The following is a 24,031-nucleotide window of genomic DNA, read 5'->3' on the forward strand; positions in this document are numbered from 1 at the left end:
TTGTCCACAGCCTCGGAGCGATGGGCCCTGACCGAATCGTGCCATTGTATTCTGAGGCCCCGCACGGCGCTGGAGGAACAGATATGGCCCGCCTGACGACGCTCAACGCCATCTCCGCGCAGGAGCACTTGCGTGACCAGGTGGCAAATGCCCTCAGGGCGGCCCTGATCGCGGGCGACCTCCGGCCGGGAATGATCTACTCCGCACCCGCACTCGCCGCCGACTTCGGAGTGTCCGCGACCCCGGTGCGCGAGGCCATGCTCGACCTGGCACGCGAGGGCCTGGTGGAAGCGGTGCGCAACAAGGGCTTCCGGATAACGGAGTTGACCGAACAGGACCTCGACGACTTCACCGAGCTGCGGGTCATGATCGAGGTCCCCACCATAGGCCGCATCGCCCGGATGGGCCGGACCAGGGAGCTGGAGGCGTTGCGGCCGCTGGCCCAGGCGATCGTCGCGGCCGCAGCCGAGCACGACATCATCGGCTACCTGGAGGCCGACCGCCGCTTCCACCTCGAACTGCTCGGTCTGGCGGGAAACCGCCGCCTGGTGGAGGAGGTCGGCAATCTGCGCAAGCGATCGCGCCTCTTCGGACTCAACCGGCTCGACGAGTCCGGTCTGCTGGTCACGTCGGCCGAGGAGCACGCCCAGCTGCTCGACGTTCTGATCGCGGGCGACGCGGAGCGCGCCGAGAGGTGCATGCTCTCCCATATGTCACATGTCAGGAATCTCTGGGCCGAGGAGGAGGCCGACGAGATCGCGACGGGAGGCAATCGGATCAGAAGGGTGTCGCTGCCGGCCGCAGAGGCCTGATCCGCCGATTCCGTCCGGAGGCCGCGGAGCCCCCCGGAGCCCCTGGAGCCTCCAAGCCCGGGAGCCCGGGAGCCCGGGAGCCCGGAGCGCTTGAGCGCCTGAGCCCTGGGGACACGGAGCGTTGCAGGCTCCTGCCGGCGAGTCCGCCCAGCCGTTCAACGGCCTCCCGGCGGGCGGCCGTTGAAACGGTTCGCGGGGTCCTGTCTCAGCCCCGGGACTCCAGCAGCGAGGCCATCCATTCCTCGATGCCGTCGGCGGTGCGCGGCAGCGCCGACGACATGAGCCGGGCACCGTCGGCCGTGATCACCAGGTCGTCCTCGATCCGCACCCCGATCCCGCGCAGCGACCGGGGCAGCGTCTCGTCGTCGGGCTGGAGGTAGAGCCCGGGTTCCACCGTCAGTGCCTGACCGGGCTCCAGACGTCCGTCGAGATAGGCCTCGGCGCGCGCCTGCGCACAGTCGTGCACATCCATGCCGAGCATGTGACCGCTGCTGCAGAGCGTGTACCGGCGGTAGAAGCCGTTGTCCGGGTCGAGTGCCTCGTCCACCGACATCCGCAGCACGCCCCACTCGTGCAGCCCCTCGGCGATGACGCGCATGGCGGCCAGATGGAAGTCACGGAACCGAGCCCCGGGACGCAGGGCCGCGATGCCGGCGTCCTGCGCTGCCAGCACCAGCTCGTAGACCGTTCGCTGCACCGGGGAGAAGCGGCCGGACAGCGGCAGGGTGCGGGTGATGTCGGCGGTGTAGAGCGAGTCGGTCTCCACCCCGGCGTCCAGGAGCAGCAACTGCCCGTGCTCCAGCGGGCCGTCATTGCGGGTCCAGTGCAGGACACAGGCGTGCGCTCCGGCGGCGGCGATCGTGGAGTAGCCGGGGCCGTTCCCCTCCGACCGGGCCCGGAGATCGAAGACGCCCTCGATCCAGCGCTCGCCGCGCGGGTGGCGCAGTGCCTGCGGCAGGCTTCGTACCACGTCCTCGAAGCCGACCGCCGTCGCATCGACGGCCTGCTGCAGCTGCCCGGCCTCCCAGGGGTCCTTGACGAGCCGGAGCTCGCTGAGCACCGCTTCGAGCCCGGCCGGTGCCGAGCGCCCGAGCGGGAACGCGCGGCAGGAACGCAGGAGTTCGTCGACGGACGGATCCACTCCGGACAGCACCCGTACCGGCGGCTGCGGCCCGGTGAGCAGCTTCTCCCAGGCATCCAGATGCGCGCAGCGGATGCCGGTCAGCCGGGCCGCCTCCGCCAGGTCGGGCCTGCGCCCGACCCAGAACTCGCCGTATCTGCGGTCGCGGTAGAACTCCTGGCCGGTGCGCGGTGACCGGGGCCGCAGATACAGCACCGCCTCGTGCCGCTCGTCGCCGTCCGGTTCCAGGACGAGGACGTGACCGGTCTGGTCCTCGCCGGTGAGGCCGGTGAGCCAGGCGTATCCGGTGTGCGGCCGGAAGCGGTGGTCGGTGTCGTTGGAGCGGACCGCGAGCGCACCGGCCGGGATGATCAGGCGCTCGCCGGGGAAGCGGGCGGCCAGCCGGGCGCGGCGCGCGGGGGTGGTGCCGATGGAGGGGACGCGAAGGTCCTCCGGCAGCGGGGACTTGGCCCACCCGGTGCCCATGAAGGCGTCCAGGGCGGGTGACACCGGCAGATCGTGGCTGCCGGTGCGGGGCGCGGAGAAGGAACGGGACACGGGCAGTGCTCCTCGGGGCTCGGTGGGACCGGGGTCGGGGCCGGAATTCGCGGTTCTCCCAGGACACGGTGGTGCGGTGGCGGGGAAACCGGCGGTGGCGGCCGGTGCGTTCGGGGGCCGCGTGTCATATCCCGTGCAGTGACGAGAAGTTGTCGCGCGGATGAATGTGCGCGAGAGGGGTTCCAAAGAACATGTGACATGTGCCATTGTACAGCGCGCAAGGGAGAAGGGGTCGTGCTCATGTCACGACATGAGTGCACTTCGGATTCGGTCCCGCACCGACCCCTTGCATTCCCCCACAACCGCGCGCTGTCGCGCGGTCACCACTCCGCTGGGAGGCGGCACGTGAAGAACCTGAGGGTTCGACGGAGAATAACCGGACTGTCCACCGTGGCCCTGGCAGCATGCCTGGGCGTGGGCCTGCTCACGGCACCGAGCCAGGCCGTGGAGCGGCACCCCGCCGTATCGGCCACGGCCCCCGACCACTCGGAGGCCGCCCGGGGCCGGGCGGAACAGCGGACCGAGGTCCCCGGCGGCCCCACCGCCGAGGCGCTGACGGCACCCGCCGGCGATGCCGCTCACGTCGAACGCAAGTCGCTCAAGGCCGCCGACCGGCCGCCGTTGTCCGCGTCCAAGGACGCACTCAAGCGGGACTACGACGACCAGGCCGACGCGCTTCCGAGCCACCTGGCGCCCTCGATGAAGGCCGAGAAGCGGGCCCGCGCCAAGAAGTCCGGCGAGGCCGCGGCCGAGTGCAACGTCACCGACTTCACCAACAACACCGGAAGCGCCCTGGTCGAGAAGGTCAAGGCGGCGACCACCGACTGCGTCAACACGCTGTTCCGTATCCAGGGCCAGGACGGCTACAACGCCTTCCGCGAGGACCAGATGGTCACCATCGCCGATGCGATGCGCGACGCGTCGGCCTCATACCCCGGCGACGGCAGCACCGGCATGCCCCAGCTGGTCCTCTTCCTCCGCGCCGGCTACTACGTGCAGTACTACGACCCCGACACCGTCGGAGAGTACGGGCCGCGCCTGCGCACGGCCATCCAGGGAGCGCTCGACGGCTTCTTCGGCTCCTCGCACGCCTTCGACGTCACCGACGCCAACGGCGAGAGCCTGTCCGAGGCGATCATCCTGGTCGACAGCGCCGCGGAGAACGCCCGCTACCTGAACATCGTCAAGCGGATGCTGGCCGACTACGACGAGTCGTACAACAGCTCCTGGTACATGGTCAACGCCGTGAACAGCGTGTACACGATCATGTTCCGCGGTCACCAGGTGCCCGAGTTCATCAGCGCCATCGAGGCCGATCCCAGCGTGCTGACCTCCCTGCGCGACTTCGCCGCGAACCACCTCGACCTGCTGGGGACCAAGCAGTCGTTCCTGGTCTCCAACGCGGGACTTGAGCTCGGCCGCTTCCTCAAGGAGGACTCGCTGCGCGCCAAGGCGAGCCCGCTCGCGATCGACCTGATGGGCAAGAGCTCCATCGACGGCCCCACCGCCCCGCTCTGGGTCAGCGTGGCCATGATGGTCGACGCCTACGACAAGGAGAACTGCGCGGACTACGGCGCCTGTGACCTCGCGGCACGTCTGGAGAAGACCGTCCTGCCGGTGAAGTACACCTGTAGCGACAGCATCACCATCCGGGCGCAGGACATGACCGAGGCGGAGCTCGAAGCCAGCTGCTCCAGCCTGCGCGCCCAGGACGCCTACTTCCACGAGGTGGCCCGGGACAACGGCGCGGTCGCCGACGACAACAACAAGACCATCGAGGTCGTGGCCTTCGACTCCAGCACCGACTACCAGACCTACGCCGGAGTGATCTTCGGCATCGACACCAACAACGGCGGCATGTACCTGGAGGGCGACCCCAAGGCCGAGGGCAACCAGCCCCGGTTCATCGCCTACGAGGCCGAGTGGGCCCGTCCCGACTTCCAGATCTGGAACCTCAACCACGAGTACACGCACTACCTCGACGGCCGCTTCAACATGTACGGCGACTTCGAGGCCGGAATGACCACGCCGACCGTCTGGTGGGTCGAGGGCTTCGCGGAGTTCGTCTCCTACTCGTACCGCAAGGTCGCCTACGACGACGCCATCGCCCAGGCCGCGAACCACACCTACACACTGCGCACCCTGTTCGACACCACCTACGACAACGCCGACCAGACCCGCGTGTACAACTGGGGCTACCTGGCCGTCCGTTACATGCTCGAATCCCACCGCTCGGACCTCGACACCCTGCTCGGTCTCTACCGCAAGGGTGACTGGGACGGCGCCCGCACGCTGCTCACGTCGACCATCGGGAGCCGTTACGACGCCGACTGGAACACCTGGCTGACCGCCTGTGCGGCCGGTGCCTGCGGCGGCGGGTCCACCAACCCGCCCGGTGAGATCACCGAGTGCAAGGATGCCGACACCAGGCTGCTGGGCCGGAACTGCATGCGCAGCGATCTGAAGGCAGTCAAGGGCGACTACGCCTACCTGACCGTCGTCGTCCCGGACGGCGTCACCCAGTTGAAGATCACCGCCTCCGGCGGCACGGGCGACGCCGACCTCTACTACAGCTCGGAGAACTGGGCGACCACCAGCGTCTACACCGACAAGTCCGTCGGTGCCGGCAACGAGCACACCCTGACCGTCAACAACCCGGCGCCGGGCTACCACTTCATCAGCCTCTACGGCAACGAGAAGTTCGACGGCGCCAAGGTCACCACCGAGTTCTGATCCCTACGACCCCCATGGTGTCGGCCGGCCGAGTGATGATCCCGCTCGGCCGGCCGGTGCCGTCGTCCCGGCCGGCGTCCGCCGGTCACGGCCCGGGGCTCACGAAAGCAGCAGCGTGCCCGGGGTCGCACCGTCCGACAGGACCGCCACGATCAGATCGAAGAGGGTCGGTCCCCGGCCCGCCAGGGCCTCGTCCAGCCGCTGCTGGACCGACGCCCGGTTCGTGGGATGTGCCCGGCTCAGGCTCTGCCGCAGATATCGCGCCGTCTCCTCATGGCCCAGGGCCCGCGCGGAGGAGGCGTGGTCCCGCCACTCGAAGGCGAAATCGCCGTCGTCGGGCGTGCCCATGCCGCCGCCGAGACAGTCCGCGAGCGCGTCGAGGTTGCGGCCGAAATACCCGCCCGGGCCGTTCACCGACTCGCCGATCACTGTCCAGAACTGCTCCAGGCCGGTGACCCGGGAGCCTTCGATCACATAGGTCACGGTCATGGGTGGAGGGTACAAGTCCGTCTGCTTCTCCGGGTCCGTTGATCCGCGCCGCAGGTGGGGGGCTACGGCGCGGATCGGTCCGGAGGGGCCGGGCTTCAGCAGCCCTGGTCGATCAGGTCGAAGGTGGCGTAGTGGTCACTGGTGTAGTAGTCCTCCTGCGACCGCTCGCCGGTCACGATCCGACGTGCGCCACGGGTCGGGGAGTTGGGAGTGATGACCGTGTACTCGTGGTAGTAGCCGGTGCTCTGGCCGGGCAGGACGCCTTCCCGGTTCTGGAAGACGGTGCCGTCCTGGGAGTACGGGAACGGGCCGCCCGCATCGATCAGATCGAGGGTGTCGTGGGCCTGGGAGGGCAGCGCCGAGTAGCAGATGCTGCCGACCGAATCGGTGGACGGGGTCGAGGCGGTGGCCGCGGTGACCGGGCCGCCGACGAGGAGGGCGGACAGGAGGGCGGCTGCGCCACCGAGCGTGGTGATCCGTGGGGGGATTCGCATAGCCACCATGATGACGCGCGTAGACACGGTCCCGTCAACGCCAACCGATGTGAATTTTTTGGAAGTTAACCCGGGGGTAGGAAATGTGACGTGCCGATGTCCGGGGGGCCGCGGGCCGGTTCCGCGCCTCTGTTCACTTATTGATGAGTCGACAAGCGTGGCGGCCCGTCTGTGGGGCATGCATCCCGGTGAACGTGTTCCGCGAAGGAGTCCGACGAGCAGCAGACACCCGGGGCAGCCGGGATCACGGGCAGGGGGCGATGCACTGTGCGGGCGGGGGAGACGATGGAGCGTCAGGGAGATGCCGATTCCATGAAGGGCGAGGCCTCGCACGAGCCGGGGGCACACGAACCGGGACCGCGGGACCGGCGGCCGGTCCGGCTGCACCGCAGACTGGCCCACACCGACCTGGCGTCCGTGGGCGAAGTCAGAGGTGCGTTACGGGAGTTCCTGCGCTACCGGTGGAAGGAGGAGCCGGCCCGGGTGGCGGAGCTCCTGCTCAGCGAGCTGGTGACCAACGCGCTGATCCACACCCCGCACGGCGCGGTCGTCACGGTGAGCATGGCGCCCGCCAGGTTACGGGTGGAAGTGCGGGACTTCGTGTCCGGACTGCCCCTGTCGTACGTACCGGCCGCCGACGACGGTACGCACGGCCGGGGGCTGCTCCTGGTGCGGAGCCTCGCGGACGCCTGGGGCGTCGGCGCTCACGCGCTGGGCAAGGTCGTCTGGTTCGAACTGGACGGCGAAAGATCCTGACCAGGTGTCGAAGCCGGTACCGGGACAGCGAAAAGCCCTGACGGACCGGAAGGGACCGGGCCGTCAGGGCCTTGCCGGCTTCAGCCGAACTGCTGCTCCAGATCTTTCAGCTTCCGCTCCAGCGAATCGAGCCGGGGCAGCGCCTGGGTGTCGTCCTCGGCGGTGAGGTCGACGGTGACCGGATCATTGGGGCTCCGGTCCGAGCTGCCGGTGCTCGGACCCGTCACGGCTTGCAGGGATGGCCGGGGGCGCAGAGGCAGTTGTCCCGGCTCGGATATGGCGGGCTCCACGACGGACTGCGCGGAGCCCGGCGTGGCGGCGAGGGCCTGGACATCCACCTGGGTGCCGCCCCGGCCGACCCGGCGCCAGGCCCGGTTCTGCCGGTTCAACGCCTTGATGTGGGCCCGGTCCAGCTTCTCCTGGTCCTTCCTGCGGAGGCGGTTCTGCTCCTTCTCCCGCCTGTCCTCACGTACTTCGTCAACCGCCTCGTCCAGGGTGCGTACGCCCTCCAGCAGCATCAGCGACCAGGCGCCGAAGGTCTCCCGGGGGGCACGCAGCCACCGTACGATCCGGATCTGCGGCAGCGGGCGGGGCACCAGGCCCTGCTCGCGCAGCGCGGCACGGCGGGTCTGCTTCAGCGCCCGGTCGAAGAGCACGGCCGCCGAGAGCGACATCCCCGCGAAGAAGTGCGGGGCGCCCGCGTGGTCGATCCCGCGCGGTGCGTGCACCCAGTTGAACCAGGCGGCGGCACCGGCGAACGTCCACACGAGCAGGCGCGAGCCGAGCGCCGCGTCACCGTGGCTGGCCTCGCGCACCGCCAGTACGGAACAGAACATGGCCGCCCCGTCGAGGCCGAACGGGACGAGGTACTCCCAGCCCCCGGAGAGGCCGAGGTTCTGCTCGCCGAAGCCGACGAGCCCGTGGAAGGAGAGCGCGGCGGCGACCGCCGCGCAGCAGAACAGCAGGACGTACGAGGCGGTGGCGTACATGGCCTCCTTGCGTCTGCGGCGCTCCTCGCTGCGTTCCCAGCTGTCGTCGGCCGCGGATGTGTCAGCGGCACGCTTGCCGCGTGCGACCACCGCCACCGCCGCCAGGACTCCCACGAGCAGCACGGCGCCCGGAAGCAGCCAATTCAGCGATATGTCGGTCAGTCTCATGCGCGGTCCCTTGCATTGCGTAGGGCATTTCGGGCGCCATGATTGCCGAAACCCCATCGTGCACACGGGGGTTTCGGGGCAAGAGAACGCCATTGGGTCGGCACGGCGTACGGATGACGGGGATCCGGTCGAATGGCCGTACGCGTCCGACGAGTTGCGTTCGAATTGTACTACTCGCGCGGGTGGTGTTGATCAATGAGCGGGCGTCAGCTTCCGCACCCGGTCGGCGTCGCAGGTACGCGGACACGTGACGCAGGTGTCCTCGGGGCGCAGCGTGTAGAAGAGGCAGCAGCTCGCCCGGTCGCGGGTGGGCAGCGACTCGCCGTTCGGTCCGGTCAGTTCACGGAAGCCCGCGGTGCCGACGTACGGCTTCGTGGTACCCGGCAGCAGCGCCTCCAGCTCCGCCATCGCCCGCCGCTCCTCGCCGAGCAGATGGGCGACGTACCAGAGGCCCTCGACGATCTCGTCCGTCGCCATGCCCCACAGCGCGCGCCGGCCGCGCCGCATCCGCGGTCCGAAGCCGTCGAGCACCGGGCCGATGTGGTCGGCCACCGCCGCCAGCACCTCGGCCCGCAGCGCGGCCTCGTCGGGCACCACCCGGGCGCCCGGCAGCACCGCGGCCGGATCGTCCGGCAGACAGGCGAATTCCTTCACCCGGAGGGTCAGATGGCCCAGCGCCCGCTGGAACGACACATCCGCGACGGGGACCCGGGGCACCCGCCGGTGCAGGAACCAGGGCACCGTCACCAGCAGACAGGCGGGCCAGGCGTAGCGGTGCAGGCCGAAGCTGGCGACCACGTCGGGGCGGGGCTGCTGCCCGTAGTCCCGGACCACCTGGGCGTGGTCCCAGTCGAGGAAGGCGTCGAGCGCCGGGCCCCCGGCCGCGAGTTCGGCCGCGCCCACCCAGCCGGCACCGCCGGGGGCGGTCTCGCCATCCGTCAGCACCTGGGCACGCAGGCCCGGAAAGACCTCCGCGAGGCGCGCGTACGCGTCCGTCACGGCGGACGCCGTGGTGCCGGGGAGCAGGGCGGGGAGTGTCATGCAGGGACCACCGAATCGCGACCGTTTGCAGGTTAGCCTTACCTTACCCGAACGGATCGATGTTTGAACTGCGGCGTCCTGCGCCTATCGTGCACAAGGGGCATGGCGCACGCGAGCCGCGCCCACGGCAGGCCGAGGAGGTCCGAGTGGAGCAGGGCAGAGCGCGTGAGGCGTACGGGACCGCCGCGCCCGCGACCGCCCCGGCGGCCGTCCGGGTGCCCGAGCAGGCACGCGGCGAGCACACCCACAGCGAGCCGCCCGCCCCGCGGCCGGTGCAGCGGCACTCCGTGCGCGGCCAGATCCTGGAGGCGCTGCGCGCCGCCCTGGTCGACGGCCGGCTGGTGCCGGGCGAGGTCTACTCCGCCCCGGCCCTCGGCGCCCGGTTCGGGGTCTCCGCCACCCCGGTCCGCGAGGCGATGCAGCAGCTTGCGGTCGAGGGTGCCGTCGAGGTCGTGCCGAACCGGGGGTTCCGGGTCTCCGAGCGCGGCCCGCGCGAGCTCGCCGAGCTGGCCGAGGTGCGGGCCCTGATCGAGGTCCCCGTGATGCTGCGGCTGGCCCGTACCGTCGCGCCCGGCACCTGGTGCTCCCTGCGCCCGCTGGCCGATGCCACGGTGGCCGCCGCGGCCGTCGGCGACCGGGCGAGCTATGCCGAGTCCGACCGGGCCTTCCACGGCGCGGTCCTCGCGCTCTGCGGCAACGAGCAGCTGGTGACGGTCGCCGACGAGCTGCACCGCCGCTCCCAGTGGCCACTGGAGAACAACCCCGCCACCCGCCGCGCCGACCTCCTCGCCGACGCAGCCGAACACACCGCGCTGCTCGACGCGCTGATCGCGCAGGACCTGCCCGTCGTCCAGTCGCTCGTGCGGGAGCACTTCGCCGGCGCCGAACTCTGACCGTCCGGGGGCGGTGCCGACCGTGGTCCGGGGCCGAGGGCCGACCGTGGTCCGGGGCCGGCCGGCCGATGACCGGCTCGGCCGGCCCCGGTCTCAGTTCGCCTCGACGGCCTCCTCGGGCGGCGGGTCCAGATGCGGGGCCAGCCACGTCGGTACGCCGCCGAGCAGCCGGAACAGCCGGCCCGCCTCGGCGCGCAGCCGGGTCGCCAGCTCCGGCTCCGGCTCGGAGTCCGCGAGGGCGATGAGGGCCGGGGCCGTACCGATCAGATAGCCCAGCTCCTCCCTTATCCGCAGGGACTCCGCGAAGCCGTGCCGGGCCTCCGCCAGTTCGCCCTCGCGCAGGGACAGCAGGGCGAGATGGCGCCAGGTGGAGGAGAGCAACAGCGCGTCGCCCTGGGCGGTGGCCCCGGCATGGGCCCTGCGGTACGCGGCGCGCGCCGCCTGCGGCGAATCGGCGATGTTCTGCGCGATCAGCCCCCGCCGGAAGTCCAGCAGCGGGCGGCCCGGTGCGGACGGGGCGAGCAGCGCCGCGGCCCGGCTCAGGGCGACGCTGGCCTCGTCGGCCCGGTCCCGTACCCCGAGGAGTGTCGACGCGTAGGCCAGATGGCCGCGTTCACAGGCGGCCGCGCCGCGTTCGGCGTCGTCGTGGGCCAGCGCCTCCGCGGTGCGCAGGGCGTCCTCGGCGTCGGTCCAGCCCTTTCCGGTGTACAGGCACCGTTCGGTCAGCAGGGCGGTCCGCTGGAGCGCGGCGGCCGGATCGGTGGCGGCGCCGGGTTCGAGCAGCGCGGCGGCGTCCGTCCAGCAGGCGCGTGACCGCAGCCGCCATACCGCTGTCTGGAGCGGCGGATCGTCATCTGCTGTCGTTCCGGAACCAGACATGGCGGTATGCGCCACATTGCCCTCCCCGAGCGCGCCATCGAGCTGTTGAGTCTGGCGGCATCTCAGCACGGATCCGCATGCCGGGCCAAGGGTTCGTTCAATCTCAGGTGAAAGATTTCACAAACGAACGGAGCGGCCAACAGCCGTGACAGGGCCGGGAGATCAGCTCATACGCAGGGCGAGGAAGAAATCGAGCTTGTCCTCCAGCCGCGAAAGATCGCGTCCCGTCAACTGCTCGATTCGTCCTACCCGGTAGCGCAGCGTGTTGACGTGCAGGTGGAGCCGGGCGGCGCAGCGGGTCCACGAACCGTCGCAGTCCAGGAACGTCTCCAGCGTGGGGATCAGCTCCGCGCGGTGGCGCCGGTCGTACTCGCGCAGCGGATCGAGCAGGCGTGCGGTGAACGCTCGGCGCACGTCGTCCGGCACGAACGGCAGCAGCAGCACGTGCGAGGCCAGCTCGTGGTGGCCGGCCGCGCAGACCCGGCCGGGGCGGGCCGCCGCCACCCGGCGGGCGTGCCGGGCCTCCTCCAGGGCGCCGCGCAGCCCCTCGGGCGAATGGACGGCCGCGCTGACCCCCAGGGTCAGCCGCCCGTCGTCGGCGAGGCCCGCGGAGAGCGGTTCGCGGACGGCGGCCAGCAGCACATCGGCATGGAGCGCCGGGTCCCGGTCCGGCCCCTCGGCGCGCCCGCCTTCCCGGTCCGGTGCGGGGGCGCCGACGGCGGGCAGCGGTACGAGGGCGACGGCCTCCTCGCCCGTATGGGCGACCGCGATCCGGTCCGCCGAGTCGGGGCCGGTCACCGCTGGGTCGACCAGGATCTCCTCCAGGAGCGCCTGGGCGACCGGGCCGCCCGCGATCTCGGAGCCGGAGGCCCCGGAGCCCGCCTGGGCGCCGCCGGCGGACCGGCCCTCCGCGTCGCTCCACTCGACCCGCGCCACCACGACCTGCCAGTGCGGCGCGCTCCCGAGCCCCGGCAGCAGCACCGGGGCCGCTACGCGCAGCCTGGCGGCGATCTCGGCCGGCGGGGCGCCCGTCTGGACCAGCTCCAGGACCTCCTGGGCGAGCCTGCGGCGCACCGTACGCGCCGCGTCGCGGCGGTCCCGCTCGACGGCGATCAGCTGGGTGACACCCTGGAGCAGGTCCAGCCGGGCCGGCGGCCAGTCGCTCGCGTCGGCCTCGACCGCCAGCAGCCAGTCCGAGAGCACCGACTCACGGACGTCGCGGGAGGCCGGAAGGGCGCCGCGGACGGTGTTCCGGATCGGGAAGAGCGAATACGCGGTGCCGTCGACCGTGGCCCGGTGCGGGGCGCGGCGGCCGGTGCGGACGGCGGCCAGATGGTGGCCGGCGAGCGCGGCGCCCACCGGGCCGGGCAGTGACGTTTCACCGGCGCCCGCGATCTGCCGGCCGGTGGGGGAGAGCACCCAGGCGTGCAGGTCGAGGTCGGTCCCGAGCAGATCGAGCACCACCTCTGGCCCGCCGCCCGCCGGGCCAGAGGTCATCAGCCTGCGGTGCCGGTCCACGACCGCCGCCAGATCGCCCGCACGCTCCCCGGACACCTGGCGCACCACATGCTCGGTGATCGTTGCGAACGCGACGGTCTCATGGACGGCGAAGAGCGGCAGCCGGTGCCGCGCACAGGCCTCCACCAGATCGGCGGGGATGTCGCCGAGCTCCGCCTCGCCCGCCGCGAGCCCGGCGACCCCGGCACCCGCCAGGATCCGTACGAACGGCTCCGAGTCCGCCGCGTCCCGGCGCCAGGCCAGACCCGTGAGGACCAGCTCGCCGCCCGACAGATAGCGGCTGGGATCCCGCAGGTCGGTGGTCATCACGCCGCGGACCGAACGGTCCAGCTCGTCCTCGCCGCCGAGCAGCCGCAGGCCCAGCGCGTCGGTCTCCAGCAGTGCGCGCAGCCGCATCTCGTCGCCGCCGATCTATTTCGTTGGTGCGGGTGAAAACTGGGTATTGCGGTGAGGTCACCGATCCCCGCCATTCGTTCGAATCTACAAGACGAGGAGATCGACCAGCCAACTCCTTCATGGTTTCGGTGACTGCACCGGGTGGAGCACGGCTTGTGTACTTGGCCCCACACCGCGTCAACAACAACATGAACGATCCGAAAGACCAGTCGAGGGCCGGCCGTCCCCAGCCCCCAGCGAACGACCCGATTGAGAAGAAGAGAGCCACTCATGGACTTCCTTCGCCCCGCCAGCTGGGAGGAGGCGCTCGCCGCCAAGGCCGAGCACCCGACGGCTGTGCCCATCGCGGGTGGCACCGATGTGATGGTCGAGATCAACTTCGACCACCGGCGGCCCGAGTACCTCCTGGACCTGAACCGCATCGGAGAGCTGTCCGAGTGGGAGGTGGGCCAGGAGAACGTACGGCTCGGCGCCTCCGTCCCGTACAGCCGCATCATGGAGCACCTGCGCACCGAGCTGCCCGGACTGGCGCTCGCCTCGCACACCGTCGCCTCGCCGCAGATCCGCAACCGCGGCGGCGTCGGCGGCAACCTGGGCACCGCCTCGCCCGCCGGGGACGCCCACCCGGCACTGCTCGCCGCGGGCGCCGAGGTCGAGGCCGAGTCCGTGCGCGGGACCAGGATGATCCCGATCGACGCCTTCTACACCGGCGTCAAGCGCAACGCCCTCGCACCGGACGAGCTGATCCGGGCCGTGCACATCAAGAAGGCCGACGGGCCGCAGCAGTTCTCCAAGGTCGGCACCCGCAACGCGATGGTCATCGCCGTCTGCGCCTTCGGCCTGGCCCTGCACCCCGGGACCCGCACGGTGCGCACCGGAATCGGATCGGCCGCCCCCACGCCCGTACGGGCGAGGGAGGCCGAGGAATTCCTGAGCGCCGCGCTGGAGGAGGGCGGGTTCTGGGACAGCCGCGCGATCATCACGCCGTCCGTCGCCAAGCAGTTCGCCGCGCTCGCCGCGGGCGCCTGCAACCCCATCGACGACGTGCGCGGCACCGCGAGCTATCGCAGGCACGCGGTCGGGATCATGGCCCGCCGCACCCTCGGCTGGACCTGGGAGTCGTACCGCGGCAACGGCCGCAGCACCGAAGGAGCTGCCTGATCATGCGCGTCAATTTCACGGTCAACGGCCGCAGGCACGAGGCGGACGACGTCTGGGAGGGCGAGTCCCTCCTCTACGTGCTGCGCGAGCGGATGGGCCTGCCCGGCTCGAAGAACGCCTGCGAGCAGGGCGAGTGCGGCTCCTGCACGGTCCGCCTCGACGGCGTCCCGGTCTGCTCCTGTCTGGTCGCGGCCGGCCAGGTGGAGGGCCGCGAGGTCGTCACGGTGGAGGGCCTCGCGGACTTCGCCGCCCACCGCTCCGAGCAGCACCCCGGCAGCGGCTGCGCCTCCGGCGCGTGCGGCACGGCGCTCGACCGGGCCCGGCGGTGGGAGGCCGGGCCGGCCGGGGAGGAGCGCCGGGACACCGGTGAGCTCTCCCCGATCCAGCAGGCGTTCATCGACGCCGGGGCCGTCCAGTGCGGCTTCTGCACCCCCGGCCTGCTGGTCGCCGCCGACGAGCTGCTGGAGCGCAACCCGGAGCCGTCCGACGCGGACATCCGCGAGGCGCTCTCCGGCAACCTCTGCCGCTGCACCGGCTACGAGAAGATCCTCGACGCGGTCCGCCTCGCGGCCGCCCGCGCGGAAGAAACGGTCTGACGATGGGCGTAACCGGCAACCCCACCAGCATCAACCAGGGCACCCGCACCAAGGGCGGCATCGGCGAGTCCACGCTCCGCCCCGACGGCATCCTCAAGGTCACCGGCGAGTTCGCGTACTCCTCCGACATGTGGCACGAGGACATGCTCTGGGGCCACACCCTGCGCTCCACGGTCGCGCACGCCGAGATCGTCTCCATCGACACCTCGGAGGCGCTCGCCACGTCCGGCGTCTACGCCGTACTCACCTACGACGACCTGCCGAGCACGGTGAAGAACTACGGGCTGGAGATCCAGGACACCCCGGTCCTCGCCCACGGCAAGGTCCGCCACCACGGCGAACCGGTGGCGCTCGTCGCCGCCGACCACCCGGAGACGGCCCGCCGCGCCGCCGCGAAGATCAGGATCGACTACCGCGAACTGCCCGTCATCACCGACGAGGCCTCCGCGACCGCCCCCGACGCGATCCTCGTCCACGAGGGCCGCGACGACCACCACGCGGGGCACGTACCGCACCCCAACATCGTCCACCGCCAGCCCATCGTCCGCGGCGACGCGGACGCGGCGGCGGCCCGCGCCGATGTCGTCGTGAGCGGCGAGTACGTCTTCGGCATGCAGGACCAGGCCTTCCTCGGCCCCGAGTCAGGTCTGGCCGTGCCCGCCGAGGACGGCGGCGTCGACCTGTACGTCGCCACCCAGTGGCTCCATTCCGACCTGCGCCAGATCGCCCCGGTCCTGGGCCTGCCCGAGGACAAGGTCCGCATGACCCTCTCCGGCGTCGGCGGGGCGTTCGGCGGCCGCGAGGACCTGTCGATGCAGATCCACGCCTGCCTGCTCGCCCTGCGCACCGGCAAGCCGGTAAAGATCGTCTACAACCGCTTCGAGTCCTTCTTCGGCCACGTCCACCGGCACCCGGCGAAGCTCTGGTACGAGCACGGCGCCACCCGCGACGGCAAGCTGACACATATGAAATGCCGCATCGTGCTGGACGGCGGCGCCTACGCGTCCGCCTCCCCGGCCGTCGTCGGCAACGCCTCCTCGCTCTCCGTCGGCCCGTACGTCATCGACGACGTCGACATCGAGGCCGTCGCGCTCTACACCAACAACCCGCCGTGCGGCGCGATGCGCGGCTTCGGCGCGGTGCAGGCATGCTTCGCCTACGAGGCGCAGATGGACAGGCTCGCCGCCGAACTGGGCATGGACCCGGTCGAGTTCAGACAGCTCAACGCAATGGAGCAGGGCACCCTGCTGCCGACCGGACAGGTCGTCGACTCGCCCGCCCCGGTCGCCGAACTGCTGCGCCGGGTCAAGGCCAGGCCGCTGCCGCCCGAGCGGCAGTGGGAGGTGGCCGGTGAGCAGGCCGACGTACGGGCGCTGCCCGGCGGACTCTCCAACACCACCCACGGCGAAGGCGTGGTGCGCGGCATCGGCTACGCGGTCGGCCTCAAGAACGTCGGCTTCTCCGAGGGCTTCGACGACTACTCCACCGCCCGGGTGCGCATGGAGGTCATCGCCGGCGAACCGGTCGCCACCGTGCACACCGCCATGGCGGAGGTCGGGCAGGGCGGTGTCACCGTGCACGCCCAGATCGCCCGTACCGAACTCGGCGTCGCCCAGGTCACCATCCACCCGGCCGACACCCGGGTCGGCTCGGCCGGCTCCACCTCCGCCTCCCGGCAGACCTATGTCACCGGCGGCGCCGTGAAGCACTCCTGCGAGGCCGTCCGCGAGAAGGTCCTGGAGATGGGGCGCCGCAAGTTCGGTACGTACCACCCCGCCTGGGCCACCGCCGAACTGCTCCTGGAGGGCGGCAAGGTCGTCACCGACGGCGGCGAGGTGCTGGCCGACCTGGTCGACGTGCTGGAGGACGAGGCGGTCGACATCGAGCTGGAGTGGCGCCACCGGCCCACCGAGGCGTTCGACCTGCGCACCGGACAGGGCAACGGCCATGTCCAGTACTCCTTCGCCGCCCACCGCGCGGTCGTCGAGGTCGACACCGAACTCGGCCTGGTCAAGGTCATCGAACTGGCCTGCGCCCAGGACGTCGGCAAGGCGCTCAACCCGCTCTCCGTCGTCGGCCAGATCCAGGGCGGCACCATCCAGGGCATGGGCATCGCGGTGATGGAGGAGATCGTCGTCGATCCCAGGACCGCGAAGGTCAGGAACCCGTCCTTCACGGACTACCTGCTTCCCACGATCCTCGACACGCCGACCATCCCGGTCGACGTGCTCGAACTCGCCGACGAGCACGCCCCGTACGGGCTCCGTGGCGTCGGCGAGGCACCCACCCTGTCGTCGACCCCGGCCGTCCTCGCGGCGATCCGGAACGCGACGGGTCTGGAGCTCAACCGGACGCCGGTACGTCCCGAGCACCTCACCGGCACCTGAGCCGCGGCTCCGACCGAACTCTCCGGGCGGTGCGTGCCTCCCAGGAACGTCACACTTCCGTCGCCCGCACCGCCCGGAGATCCGCAGTACGGCAACACGGCAGTACCGCGACACGTCAGTACCCGCAGTGCGGGTGGCGCGGCACATGTAACACGTCAGTACCCGCAGTGCGGGTGGCGCGGCACATGTAACACGTCAGTACTCGCAGCGCGGGTGACGCGGCACATGTAACACGTCACACCACACCGTCAAGTACGACATCACACCGCTAGTACCACGTCACACGTCACATTCCACTCTGCATGAACAGTTCGTCTCGGGCCGTCCCCCGGGTCGTGCCGCCAGCGCAGTCATCCCAAATCCCGCATATCGATTCTTCATCGCGGGTGCCCCTGTGAACCTTGGGAGTCAGGCATCATGACCCAGCAGTCAGTGGAGCCCAGGACAAGTGCGGAAGACGCGGGCTCAGGCTCGCGCGTCCCCGCCGGAAGATCCTGGCTCGACCGGTACTTCCACATCTCCGACCGTGGCTCCACCGTCGCACGCGAAGTGCGCGGTGGCATCACCACCTTCATGGCGATGTGTTACATCCTTCTGCTCAACCCGCTCCTGCTGTCCGGGCCGGACGCGGCGGGCCACCGGCTCAGCCACGCCGGACTGATCACCGCGACCGCCCTGGCCGCCGCGGTCTCCACCCTGCTGATGGGCTTCATCGGCAAGGTGCCCCTCGCCCTCGCCGCGGGACTCTCCGTCTCCGGCGTGCTCGCCACCCAGGTGGCACCCCACATGACCTGGCCGCAGGCCATGGGCATGTGCGTGATGTACGGCGCCGTGATCGTGCTGCTGGTCGTCACCGGGCTGCGCGAGATCATCATGAACGCGATACCGCTGGCCCTGAAGCACGGCATCACCATCGGCATCGGCATGTTCATCGCGCTGATCGGCCTGGTCAACGCCGGCTTCGTCGGCAAGGGCGCCCCCGTCACGCTCGGTACCGGTGGGCAGCTCACCGGCTGGCCGGTACTCCTCTTCTGCGTCACTCTGCTGCTCATCTTCATGCTCCAGGCCCGTAATGTGCCCGGCGCGATCCTGATCGGCATCGTCGTCGGCACGGTCCTCGCCGTCATCGTCAACGCGGTCACCGACATCAGCCCCAAGGCGTGGGGCGGCAGTGCACCCGAACTGCAGGGCAGCGCGGTCTCGATGCCCGACTTCGGACTCTTCGGCCATGTCGAGTTCGGCGGCTGGGGCGACATCGGCGTGATGACCGTCGGCATGATCGTCTTCACCCTGGTGCTGGCCGGCTTCTTCGACGCGATGGCGACCATCATCGGGGTCGGCACCGAGGCCGGACTCGCCGACAGCAAGGGCCGGATGCCGGGCCTGTCCAAGGCCCTGTTCATCGACGGTGCGGGCGGTGCGATCGGCGGCGTCTCCGGGGCGTCCGGCCAGACCGTCTTCATCGAGTCCGCGACCGGTGTCGGCGAAGGCGCCCGCACCGGACTGTCCTCCGTCGTCACCGGCGTGCTCTTCGCCGCCGGGCTGTTCTTCACCCCGCTCGCCCAGATCGTGCCGGGGCCGATCGCCGCCGCGGCGCTCGTCGTCATCGGCGCGATGATGATGCAGAACGCCCGTCACGTCGACTGGAGCGACCGCGCCGTCGCCGTGCCGGTCTTCCTGACCGTGGCACTGATGCCGTTCACCTACTCGATCACCGCCGGTGTCGGCGCCGGAGTGATCTCCTTCGCCGCGATCAAGGCGGCGCAGGGCAAGTTCCGCGAGGTGGGCGTCTTCATGTGGGTACTGACCGCGGTGTTCGTCGTGTACTTCGCGCTCAGCCCGATCGAGAGCTGGATCGGCGCCAAGTAGTACCGGTCCGCACCGGGCCCCGCCCCCTCCGCACACCCGTAGAAGGAGAGACGCCATGCTGGACATCGCCGAGGAGCTCGACCGGTGGGTCGAGCAGGGACGCGAATTCGCCGTGGCCACCGTCGTGGCGGTCGGCGGCAGCGCGCCCCGGCAGCCCGGAGCCGCGCTCGCCGTCGACCGCGACGGCACGGCGATCGGATCGGTCTCCGGCGGGTGTGTGGAGGGCGCGGTCTACGAACTGTGCGAGCAGGCGCTGACCGACGGCGCCGCGGTGCGCGAACGGTTCGGCTACAGCGACGAGGACGCCTTCGCGGTCGGACTGACCTGTGGCGGCGTCATCGACATCCTGGTGACACCGGTCCGTGCGGACGACCCCGCACAGGCGGTGTTCGCCGCCGCGCTCGCCGCCGCCGCCCGGGGGACGGCGGCGGCGCTCGCCAGGATCACGGACGGGCCGGGCGAACTCCTCGGCCGCCCCCTGCTCGTACGCCCCGACGGCTCGTACGAGGGCGGGCTCGGCGGACATCCGGAGCTGGACCGCACCGCGGCGGCCGACGCCCGCGCCATGCTGGACGCAGGCCGCACCGGCCCCGTCACCATCGGCACCGACGGCTCGCGCTGCGGCCGGCCGATCACCCTGCTCGTCGAATCGAGCGTCCCGCCGCCCCGGATGATCGTCTTCGGGGCCATCGACTTCGCCTCGGCGCTGGTCCGGGCAGGCAAGTTCCTCGGGTACCACGTGACATTGTGCGACGCCCGCCCGGTCTTCGCGACGAAGGCCCGCTTCCCCGAGGCCGACGAACTGGTCGTCGACTGGCCGCACCGCTATCTCTCGGAGACCGAGGTCGACGCGCGCACCGTCCTGTGCGTCCTGACCCACGACGCCAAGTTCGATGTCCCCCTGCTGGAACTGGCGTTGAAGCTGCCGGTCGCCTATGTCGGGGCGATGGGGTCGCGCCGCACCCATCTGGAGCGCAACGACCGGCTGCGTGACGTCGGAGTCACTGAGCTGGAACTGGCCAGGCTGCACTCGCCGATCGGCCTCGATCTCGGAGCGCGCACCCCCGAGGAGACCGCGCTCTCGATCGCCGCGGAAATCGTCGCCGACCGGCGCGGCGGCAGTGGCGTACCGCTCAAGGGCGCGCACACCCCGATCCATCACGAGGCCGGTCAGCCGCCCACCGGAGTGATCACTTCCGTGGCCTGAACCGGCCTCCGGAACCCGGCGGCCCGGGGCGGGTTGCCGCCACGGCGGCTTCACGCCAGGTGCCAACTCAGCCGTAGCCGAGCTTTTGCCGGTAGATCAGCAGCATGACTCCTATACCTTCCTCCGCCTCCGGCCGGGCCAGATCCGCCCGTACGGGGCGCAGAGCGCTGCTGCTGGCGACCACGGTCGCCCTCATGAGCGGCGCACTGGTCCCCGCGGCCGGCGCCGCCTCAGCCGCGGGCGCGGACACGCCCCGGCCCGCCGGCCGCCACGTCCCCTCCGTCCAGGAGTACGACATCACCCTGCTCACGGGCGATGTCGTGCACTACACCGACGGCGCCGGCAAGCAGGACACCGTCACCGTGGACCGCCCCGACGGCGCGTTCGGCGGGGTGCACGTCCAGCAGGCCGGCGACGACATCTACGTACTGCCCGACGAGGCCACCGCGCTGCTCGCGGCCGGGAAGCTGGACCGCAGGCTGTTCAACGTCTCCGCGCTCGCGAAGATGGGGTACGACGACAAGCGGTCGGGCGGCATCCCGGTGATCGCCACCTACCCGGCGGGCAAGGGCCGTTCGCTGCCCGCCGCCCCGCGAGGTGCCGAGAAGGTCCGTACCCTCGAAAGCATCCACGGCGCCGCGCTGAAGGCGGACAAGGACACCGCCCGTACCTTCTGGAACGGCATAACCACCGCTCCCGCGGCCCGTTCGCTGGACGGCGGCATCACCAAGCTCTGGCTCGACGGCCGGGCCGAGGCGGCGCTCAAGGACTCCGTGCCGCAGGTCAACGCCCCGCAGGCCTGGGCCGAGGGGTACGACGGCAAGGGCTCCAAGGTCGCCGTCCTGGACACCGGCATCGACGCGACGCATCCGGACGTCAAGGACCGCATCCTGGAGACCAGGAGCTTCGTGCCGGGCGAGGAGGTCGTCGACCGCAACGGCCACGGCACCCACGTCGCCTCCACGATCGCGGGCTCCGGCGCGGCCTCCGAGGGCGTCAACAAGGGCGTCGCCCCGGGCGCCGGCCTGATCGTCGGCAAGGTGCTCAGCGACGAGGGCTCCGGTGCCGACTCCGGCATCATCGAGGCCATGGAGTGGGCGAAGGCCGAGGGCGCCGACGTCGTCTCCATGAGCCTCGGCTCCAGCATCCCGGACGACGGATCCGACCCCATGTCCCAGGCCGTCGACGCCCTTTCCGCCGACGGCGGCCCGCTGTTCGTGATCGCCGCGGGCAACGCCTACGGCGAGGGCACCATCGGCTCGCCCGGCTCGGCGCAGAAGGCGCTCACCATCGCCGCCGTCGACAAGCAGGACAACCGCGCGGACTTCTCCTCGATGGGCCCGCTGGTCAGGTCGTACGGACTCAAGCCCGACCTCTCCGCCCCGGGCGTGGACATCAACGCGGCCGCCTCCCAGTCCGTGCCGGGCATCGAAGGCATGTACCAGTCGATGTCCGGTACGTCGATGGCGACCCCGCACGTCGCGGGCGCGGCGGCGATTCTGAAGCAGCGTCACCCCGACTGGTCCGGTCAGCGGATCAAGGACGCGCTGATGAGCTCGTCCAAGCAGCTGGCCCAGTACACCCCGTACGAGCAGGGCACCGGCCGGCTCGATGTGAAGGCGGCGGTCGACACCACGATCGAGGCCACCGGCTCCGTCGCGGTCGCCTCCTACGACTGGCCGCACTCCCCGTCCGACCCGGTCGCCGAGCGGACCATCACGTACCGCAACACGGGTGCGAAGGACGTCACGCTCGACCTGGCGACGGACACGGACGCCGACGCCTACACCCTCTCGGCGAAGCAGCTCACCGTCCCGGCCGGTTCCACCGCCGAGGCCGTGCTCTCGCTGGACCCGTCGAAGGTCGCGAACAACACCCGGTTCTCCGGCCAGGTCGTCGCCAAGGACGCGGCGGGCACCACCGTCGCCCACACCGGCTTCGCCCTGAACAAGGAACAGGAGCTGTACGACCTGAAGCTCCAGCTCCGTGACCGGGGCGGCAAGCCGATGGACGGCGTCGTCGTCCTCGGTGCCCTCGGCGACCCCCAGCTGATGCCGGTCCAGGTGTCGGGCGAGACCACGCTCCGGCTCCCGCCGGGCAACTACACCGCGTGGACGGCCGCCGACATCGCGGGTGACCGCGCGGACTCCAAGGCCCTCGCCTTCCTCGCGGCCCCCGAGATCATCCTGGACAAGCCGTCCACGGTCACCCTCGACGCCTCCGAGGCCCGCAAGGTGAGCGTGCGGACGCCCAAGGAGACCGAGACCCGGCAGCTGCGCTATGACATGGCACGTACCGCACCGGACGGCACCGTCCAGCGCGACGCGTACCAGATCCCGCTGACGTACGACCAGCTGTGGGCGAGCCCCACCAAGAAGGTCACCCAGGGGAGTTTCTCGTTCCTGACCCGCTGGCGGCAGGGCGAGAAGCTGATCGACCTGACGGCCGGCGGCCGTGATGTCCCGGTGGCCGTGCAGGGCGGTTCGCCGGTCGCGGAGAGCGGTGAGCAGAAGCTCGCCGCCGTCTTCGCGGGCAACGGCGCGGTGGCCGACTACAAGGGCCTGAACGTCAAGGGCAAGGCGGTCGTCGTCCGCCGCAGCGACGCGGTCGCCCCCGAGGACCGGGCCGCGAACGCGGTGGCCGCGGGTGCCAGGGCGCTCTTCGTCGTCAACGACGGCGACGGCGTCGCGATGGAGACGTACGCCCCCTACGGCACCGAGACCGCCGTCCCGGTCGCCTCCGTCCAGCGCCTGGCGGGCGAGAAGCTGATCGAGTCCGCCCGGCACGGTTCGAAGGTGACGATCGAGCAGCGCAGGTTCGCCCGCTACGTGTACGACCTGGTCGACCGCCACGACGGCGTCGTCCCGGACCGCTCGCTGGCGTACGCCCCGTCGGCCCGTCAGCTGGCGAAGGTGGAGAACACCTTCTACGGCCACAAGAGCGTGCTCGGCGGCGGCTACCGCTACGACATCCCGGACTACGGTCCGGGCATCGGCTTCGAGGAGTACGAGAAGTTCCCCGGCACCCGCGACGAGTGGGTCACCCCGCTTCCGGGCGCCTCCTTCTGGTACGAGAACCACTCGGTCCTCAACGCCGACGAGTCGGGTTCCGCGCAGGAGATGCGCAGCGGCGAGCTGGACTACACGGCGGGCCGCACCTACCCGGCCCAGTGGTTCGCGCCGGTCACCCGGCCGCGCCTGGGCACCGGCTACTGGGGTCCGTTCCGGTCCGTCTACAACGACATCCAGTACAACTTCACCCCGTGGACGGACTCCGGAGCGGGCCACTCGGGCGCCATGCCGGAGGACGAGTACGACACCACCACCACGGCGTTCTACCAGGGCGACACCCTGATCAAGAAGGCCGCGGGCCGGGCGGGCTTCGCCTGGGACGTCTCGCCCGAGAAGCTGCCGTACCGCTTCGTCCTCGACTCCGCCCGCGACGGCGACCGGTGGCGGACGTCCACCCGCACCCACACCGAGTGGGACTTCGTCTCGGGTGCCATGGACGAGAACGGCCCGTTCCAGGCCGACATCCCGATGCTCCAGCTGGACTACAAGGTCGACACCGACCTGGCCGGTGACGTCAGGGCCGGCAAGTGGACCGAGGTCGGGCTCTCCTCCGGTACGCAGGAGTGGCTGGACGGTGCGGTGAAGGCCTCCGGGGCCTCGCTGTCGGTCAGCTACGACGACGGGAAGACCTGGGAGGCGGTGCGGCTCCACAAGGACGCGGCCGGTTCCTGGACCGCCCGGTTCAAGACCCCGAAGAAGGCCGGCTCGTTCGTCTCGCTGAAGGCGCACGCCGAGGCGGCCGGCGGGCTGGGCGTCGATCAGGAGATCATCCGGGCCTTCGGCCTGAAGTGACCTGCTGAGCTTTGCTCTTGAGGCGGCCGTGCACCCCATGCCGGGGTGTGCGGCCGCCTCTCTTTACTGTTTCTTGATGGACAAAATTTGTCTACTTTGCCC

Annotated in this window: 17 protein-coding genes; 10 read left to right on the plus strand and 7 right to left on the minus strand. The window is 70.9% G+C overall.

Annotated features, from left to right (window positions below):
* Positions 1-83: 83 nt before the first annotated feature.
* Positions 84-812, plus strand: coding sequence for a GntR family transcriptional regulator (locus EES42_RS29320; protein ID WP_124721284.1), 729 nt, complete (start codon positions 84-86; stop codon positions 810-812).
* 205 nt (positions 813-1,017) lie between these two features.
* On the opposite strand, the gene EES42_RS29325 is transcribed toward EES42_RS29320, so the two are convergent.
* A complete protein-coding gene (locus tag EES42_RS29325; RefSeq protein WP_164495361.1) occupies positions 1,018-2,490 on the minus strand; it encodes an aminopeptidase P family protein in 1,473 nt (490 codons plus the stop codon).
* Positions 2,491-2,835: 345 nt separating this feature from the next.
* Here EES42_RS29325 and EES42_RS29330 point away from each other — a divergent pair, with 345 nt between their 5' ends.
* The gene (locus tag EES42_RS29330) at positions 2,836-5,223 is read left to right on the plus strand and encodes a M9 family metallopeptidase (protein WP_241196646.1); all 2,388 of its coding nucleotides are present in this window, start codon (positions 2,836-2,838) and stop codon (positions 5,221-5,223) included.
* A 99-nt stretch (positions 5,224-5,322) separates the two neighbouring features.
* Here the strand turns inward: EES42_RS29330 and EES42_RS29335 are convergent, their stop codons facing one another.
* Both EES42_RS29335 and EES42_RS29340 read right to left on the minus strand, forming a co-directional pair.
* A complete protein-coding gene (locus tag EES42_RS29335; protein WP_124721286.1) occupies positions 5,323-5,712 on the minus strand; it encodes a barstar family protein in 390 nt (129 codons plus the stop codon).
* A gap of 95 nt (positions 5,713-5,807) precedes the next feature.
* Positions 5,808-6,206, minus strand: coding sequence for a guanyl-specific ribonuclease (locus EES42_RS29340; RefSeq protein ID WP_124721287.1), 399 nt, complete (start codon positions 6,204-6,206; stop codon positions 5,808-5,810).
* 393 nt (positions 6,207-6,599) lie between these two features.
* On the opposite strand from EES42_RS29340, the gene EES42_RS29345 reads away from it, so the two are divergent.
* The gene (locus tag EES42_RS29345; protein WP_124721573.1) at positions 6,600-6,962 is read left to right on the plus strand and encodes an ATP-binding protein; all 363 of its coding nucleotides are present in this window, start codon (positions 6,600-6,602) and stop codon (positions 6,960-6,962) included.
* An 80-nt stretch (positions 6,963-7,042) separates the two neighbouring features.
* Here EES42_RS29345 and EES42_RS29350 read toward each other — a convergent pair whose 3' ends face one another.
* Together EES42_RS29350 and EES42_RS29355 are read right to left on the minus strand one after the other, a co-directional pair.
* Positions 7,043-8,119 carry a DUF2637 domain-containing protein gene (locus tag EES42_RS29350; RefSeq protein ID WP_124721288.1) on the minus strand — a complete coding sequence of 359 codons (1,077 nt, stop codon included), beginning with the start codon at positions 8,117-8,119 and terminating at the stop codon, positions 7,043-7,045.
* Positions 8,120-8,311: 192 nt separating this feature from the next.
* A complete protein-coding gene (locus tag EES42_RS29355) occupies positions 8,312-9,160 on the minus strand; it encodes a (2Fe-2S)-binding protein (protein WP_124721289.1) in 849 nt (282 codons plus the stop codon).
* A gap of 146 nt (positions 9,161-9,306) precedes the next feature.
* Here EES42_RS29355 and EES42_RS29360 point away from each other — a divergent pair, with 146 nt between their 5' ends.
* Positions 9,307-10,053, plus strand: coding sequence for a GntR family transcriptional regulator (locus EES42_RS29360; RefSeq protein ID WP_124721290.1), 747 nt, complete (start codon positions 9,307-9,309; stop codon positions 10,051-10,053).
* A 93-nt stretch (positions 10,054-10,146) separates the two neighbouring features.
* Here EES42_RS29360 and EES42_RS29365 read toward each other — a convergent pair whose 3' ends face one another.
* Both EES42_RS29365 and EES42_RS29370 read right to left on the minus strand, forming a co-directional pair.
* Positions 10,147-10,932 carry a hypothetical protein gene (locus EES42_RS29365; protein WP_124721291.1) on the minus strand — a complete coding sequence of 262 codons (786 nt, stop codon included), beginning with the start codon at positions 10,930-10,932 and terminating at the stop codon, positions 10,147-10,149.
* Between the two features lie 162 nt (positions 10,933-11,094).
* On the minus strand, positions 11,095-12,846 hold the full coding sequence (locus EES42_RS29370) for a PucR family transcriptional regulator (RefSeq protein WP_124721292.1): 1,752 nt from the start codon (positions 12,844-12,846) through the stop codon (positions 11,095-11,097).
* Positions 12,847-13,116: 270 nt separating this feature from the next.
* Between EES42_RS29370 and EES42_RS29375 the strand changes: the two genes are divergently transcribed.
* The 6 genes from EES42_RS29375 to EES42_RS29400 all read left to right on the plus strand — a co-directional run bounded on the left by EES42_RS29375 (position 13,117) and on the right by EES42_RS29400 (position 23,929).
* Positions 13,117-14,007 carry an FAD binding domain-containing protein gene (locus EES42_RS29375; RefSeq protein ID WP_124721293.1) on the plus strand — a complete coding sequence of 297 codons (891 nt, stop codon included), beginning with the start codon at positions 13,117-13,119 and terminating at the stop codon, positions 14,005-14,007.
* A gap of 2 nt (positions 14,008-14,009) precedes the next feature.
* Positions 14,010-14,603 (plus strand): (2Fe-2S)-binding protein, encoded by a 594-nt coding sequence (locus EES42_RS29380; protein WP_124721294.1) that lies wholly within the window; start codon positions 14,010-14,012, stop codon positions 14,601-14,603.
* Positions 14,604-14,605: 2 nt separating this feature from the next.
* The gene (gene pucD, locus EES42_RS29385) at positions 14,606-16,990 is read left to right on the plus strand and encodes a xanthine dehydrogenase subunit D (RefSeq protein WP_124721295.1); all 2,385 of its coding nucleotides are present in this window, start codon (positions 14,606-14,608) and stop codon (positions 16,988-16,990) included.
* Between the two features lie 417 nt (positions 16,991-17,407).
* Positions 17,408-18,859 carry an NCS2 family permease gene (locus EES42_RS29390; RefSeq protein ID WP_124721296.1) on the plus strand — a complete coding sequence of 484 codons (1,452 nt, stop codon included), beginning with the start codon at positions 17,408-17,410 and terminating at the stop codon, positions 18,857-18,859.
* A 55-nt stretch (positions 18,860-18,914) separates the two neighbouring features.
* Positions 18,915-20,066: an XdhC family protein gene (locus tag EES42_RS29395; RefSeq protein WP_124721297.1), complete on the plus strand. Its 1,152-nt coding sequence runs from the start codon at positions 18,915-18,917 to the stop codon at positions 20,064-20,066.
* A gap of 194 nt (positions 20,067-20,260) precedes the next feature.
* The gene (locus EES42_RS29400) at positions 20,261-23,929 is read left to right on the plus strand and encodes a S8 family serine peptidase (protein ID WP_241196647.1); all 3,669 of its coding nucleotides are present in this window, start codon (positions 20,261-20,263) and stop codon (positions 23,927-23,929) included.
* Positions 23,930-24,031 lie beyond the last annotated feature (102 nt).

Source organism: Streptomyces sp. ADI95-17, assembly GCF_003846175.1.
GTDB classification, from domain to species: Bacteria; Actinomycetota; Actinomycetes; order Streptomycetales; family Streptomycetaceae; genus Streptomyces; species Streptomyces sanglieri.

Bases quoted from the DNA above. Each gene is read 5' to 3' on its own strand.
- EES42_RS29355 (WP_124721289.1), bottom strand. From the start codon at position 9,160: ATGACACTCCCCGCCCTGCTCCCCGGCACCACGGCGTCCGCCGTGACG.
- pucD (WP_124721295.1), top strand. From the start codon at position 14,606: ATGGGCGTAACCGGCAACCCCACCAGCATCAACCAGGGCACCCGCACC.
- EES42_RS29350 (WP_124721288.1), bottom strand. From the start codon at position 8,119: ATGAGACTGACCGACATATCGCTGAATTGGCTGCTTCCGGGCGCCGTG.
- EES42_RS29380 (WP_124721294.1), top strand. From the start codon at position 14,010: ATGCGCGTCAATTTCACGGTCAACGGCCGCAGGCACGAGGCGGACGAC.
- EES42_RS29365 (WP_124721291.1), bottom strand. From the start codon at position 10,932: ATGTCTGGTTCCGGAACGACAGCAGATGACGATCCGCCGCTCCAGACA.
- EES42_RS29320 (WP_124721284.1), top strand. From the start codon at position 84: ATGGCCCGCCTGACGACGCTCAACGCCATCTCCGCGCAGGAGCACTTG.
- EES42_RS29340 (WP_124721287.1), bottom strand. From the start codon at position 6,206: ATGCGAATCCCCCCACGGATCACCACGCTCGGTGGCGCAGCCGCCCTC.
- EES42_RS29395 (WP_124721297.1), top strand. From the start codon at position 18,915: ATGCTGGACATCGCCGAGGAGCTCGACCGGTGGGTCGAGCAGGGACGC.
- EES42_RS29375 (WP_124721293.1), top strand. From the start codon at position 13,117: ATGGACTTCCTTCGCCCCGCCAGCTGGGAGGAGGCGCTCGCCGCCAAG.
- EES42_RS29370 (WP_124721292.1), bottom strand. From the start codon at position 12,846: ATGCGGCTGCGCGCACTGCTGGAGACCGACGCGCTGGGCCTGCGGCTG.
- EES42_RS29400 (WP_241196647.1), top strand. From the start codon at position 20,261: ATGAGCGGCGCACTGGTCCCCGCGGCCGGCGCCGCCTCAGCCGCGGGC.
- EES42_RS29390 (WP_124721296.1), top strand. From the start codon at position 17,408: ATGACCCAGCAGTCAGTGGAGCCCAGGACAAGTGCGGAAGACGCGGGC.
- EES42_RS29335 (WP_124721286.1), bottom strand. From the start codon at position 5,712: ATGACCGTGACCTATGTGATCGAAGGCTCCCGGGTCACCGGCCTGGAG.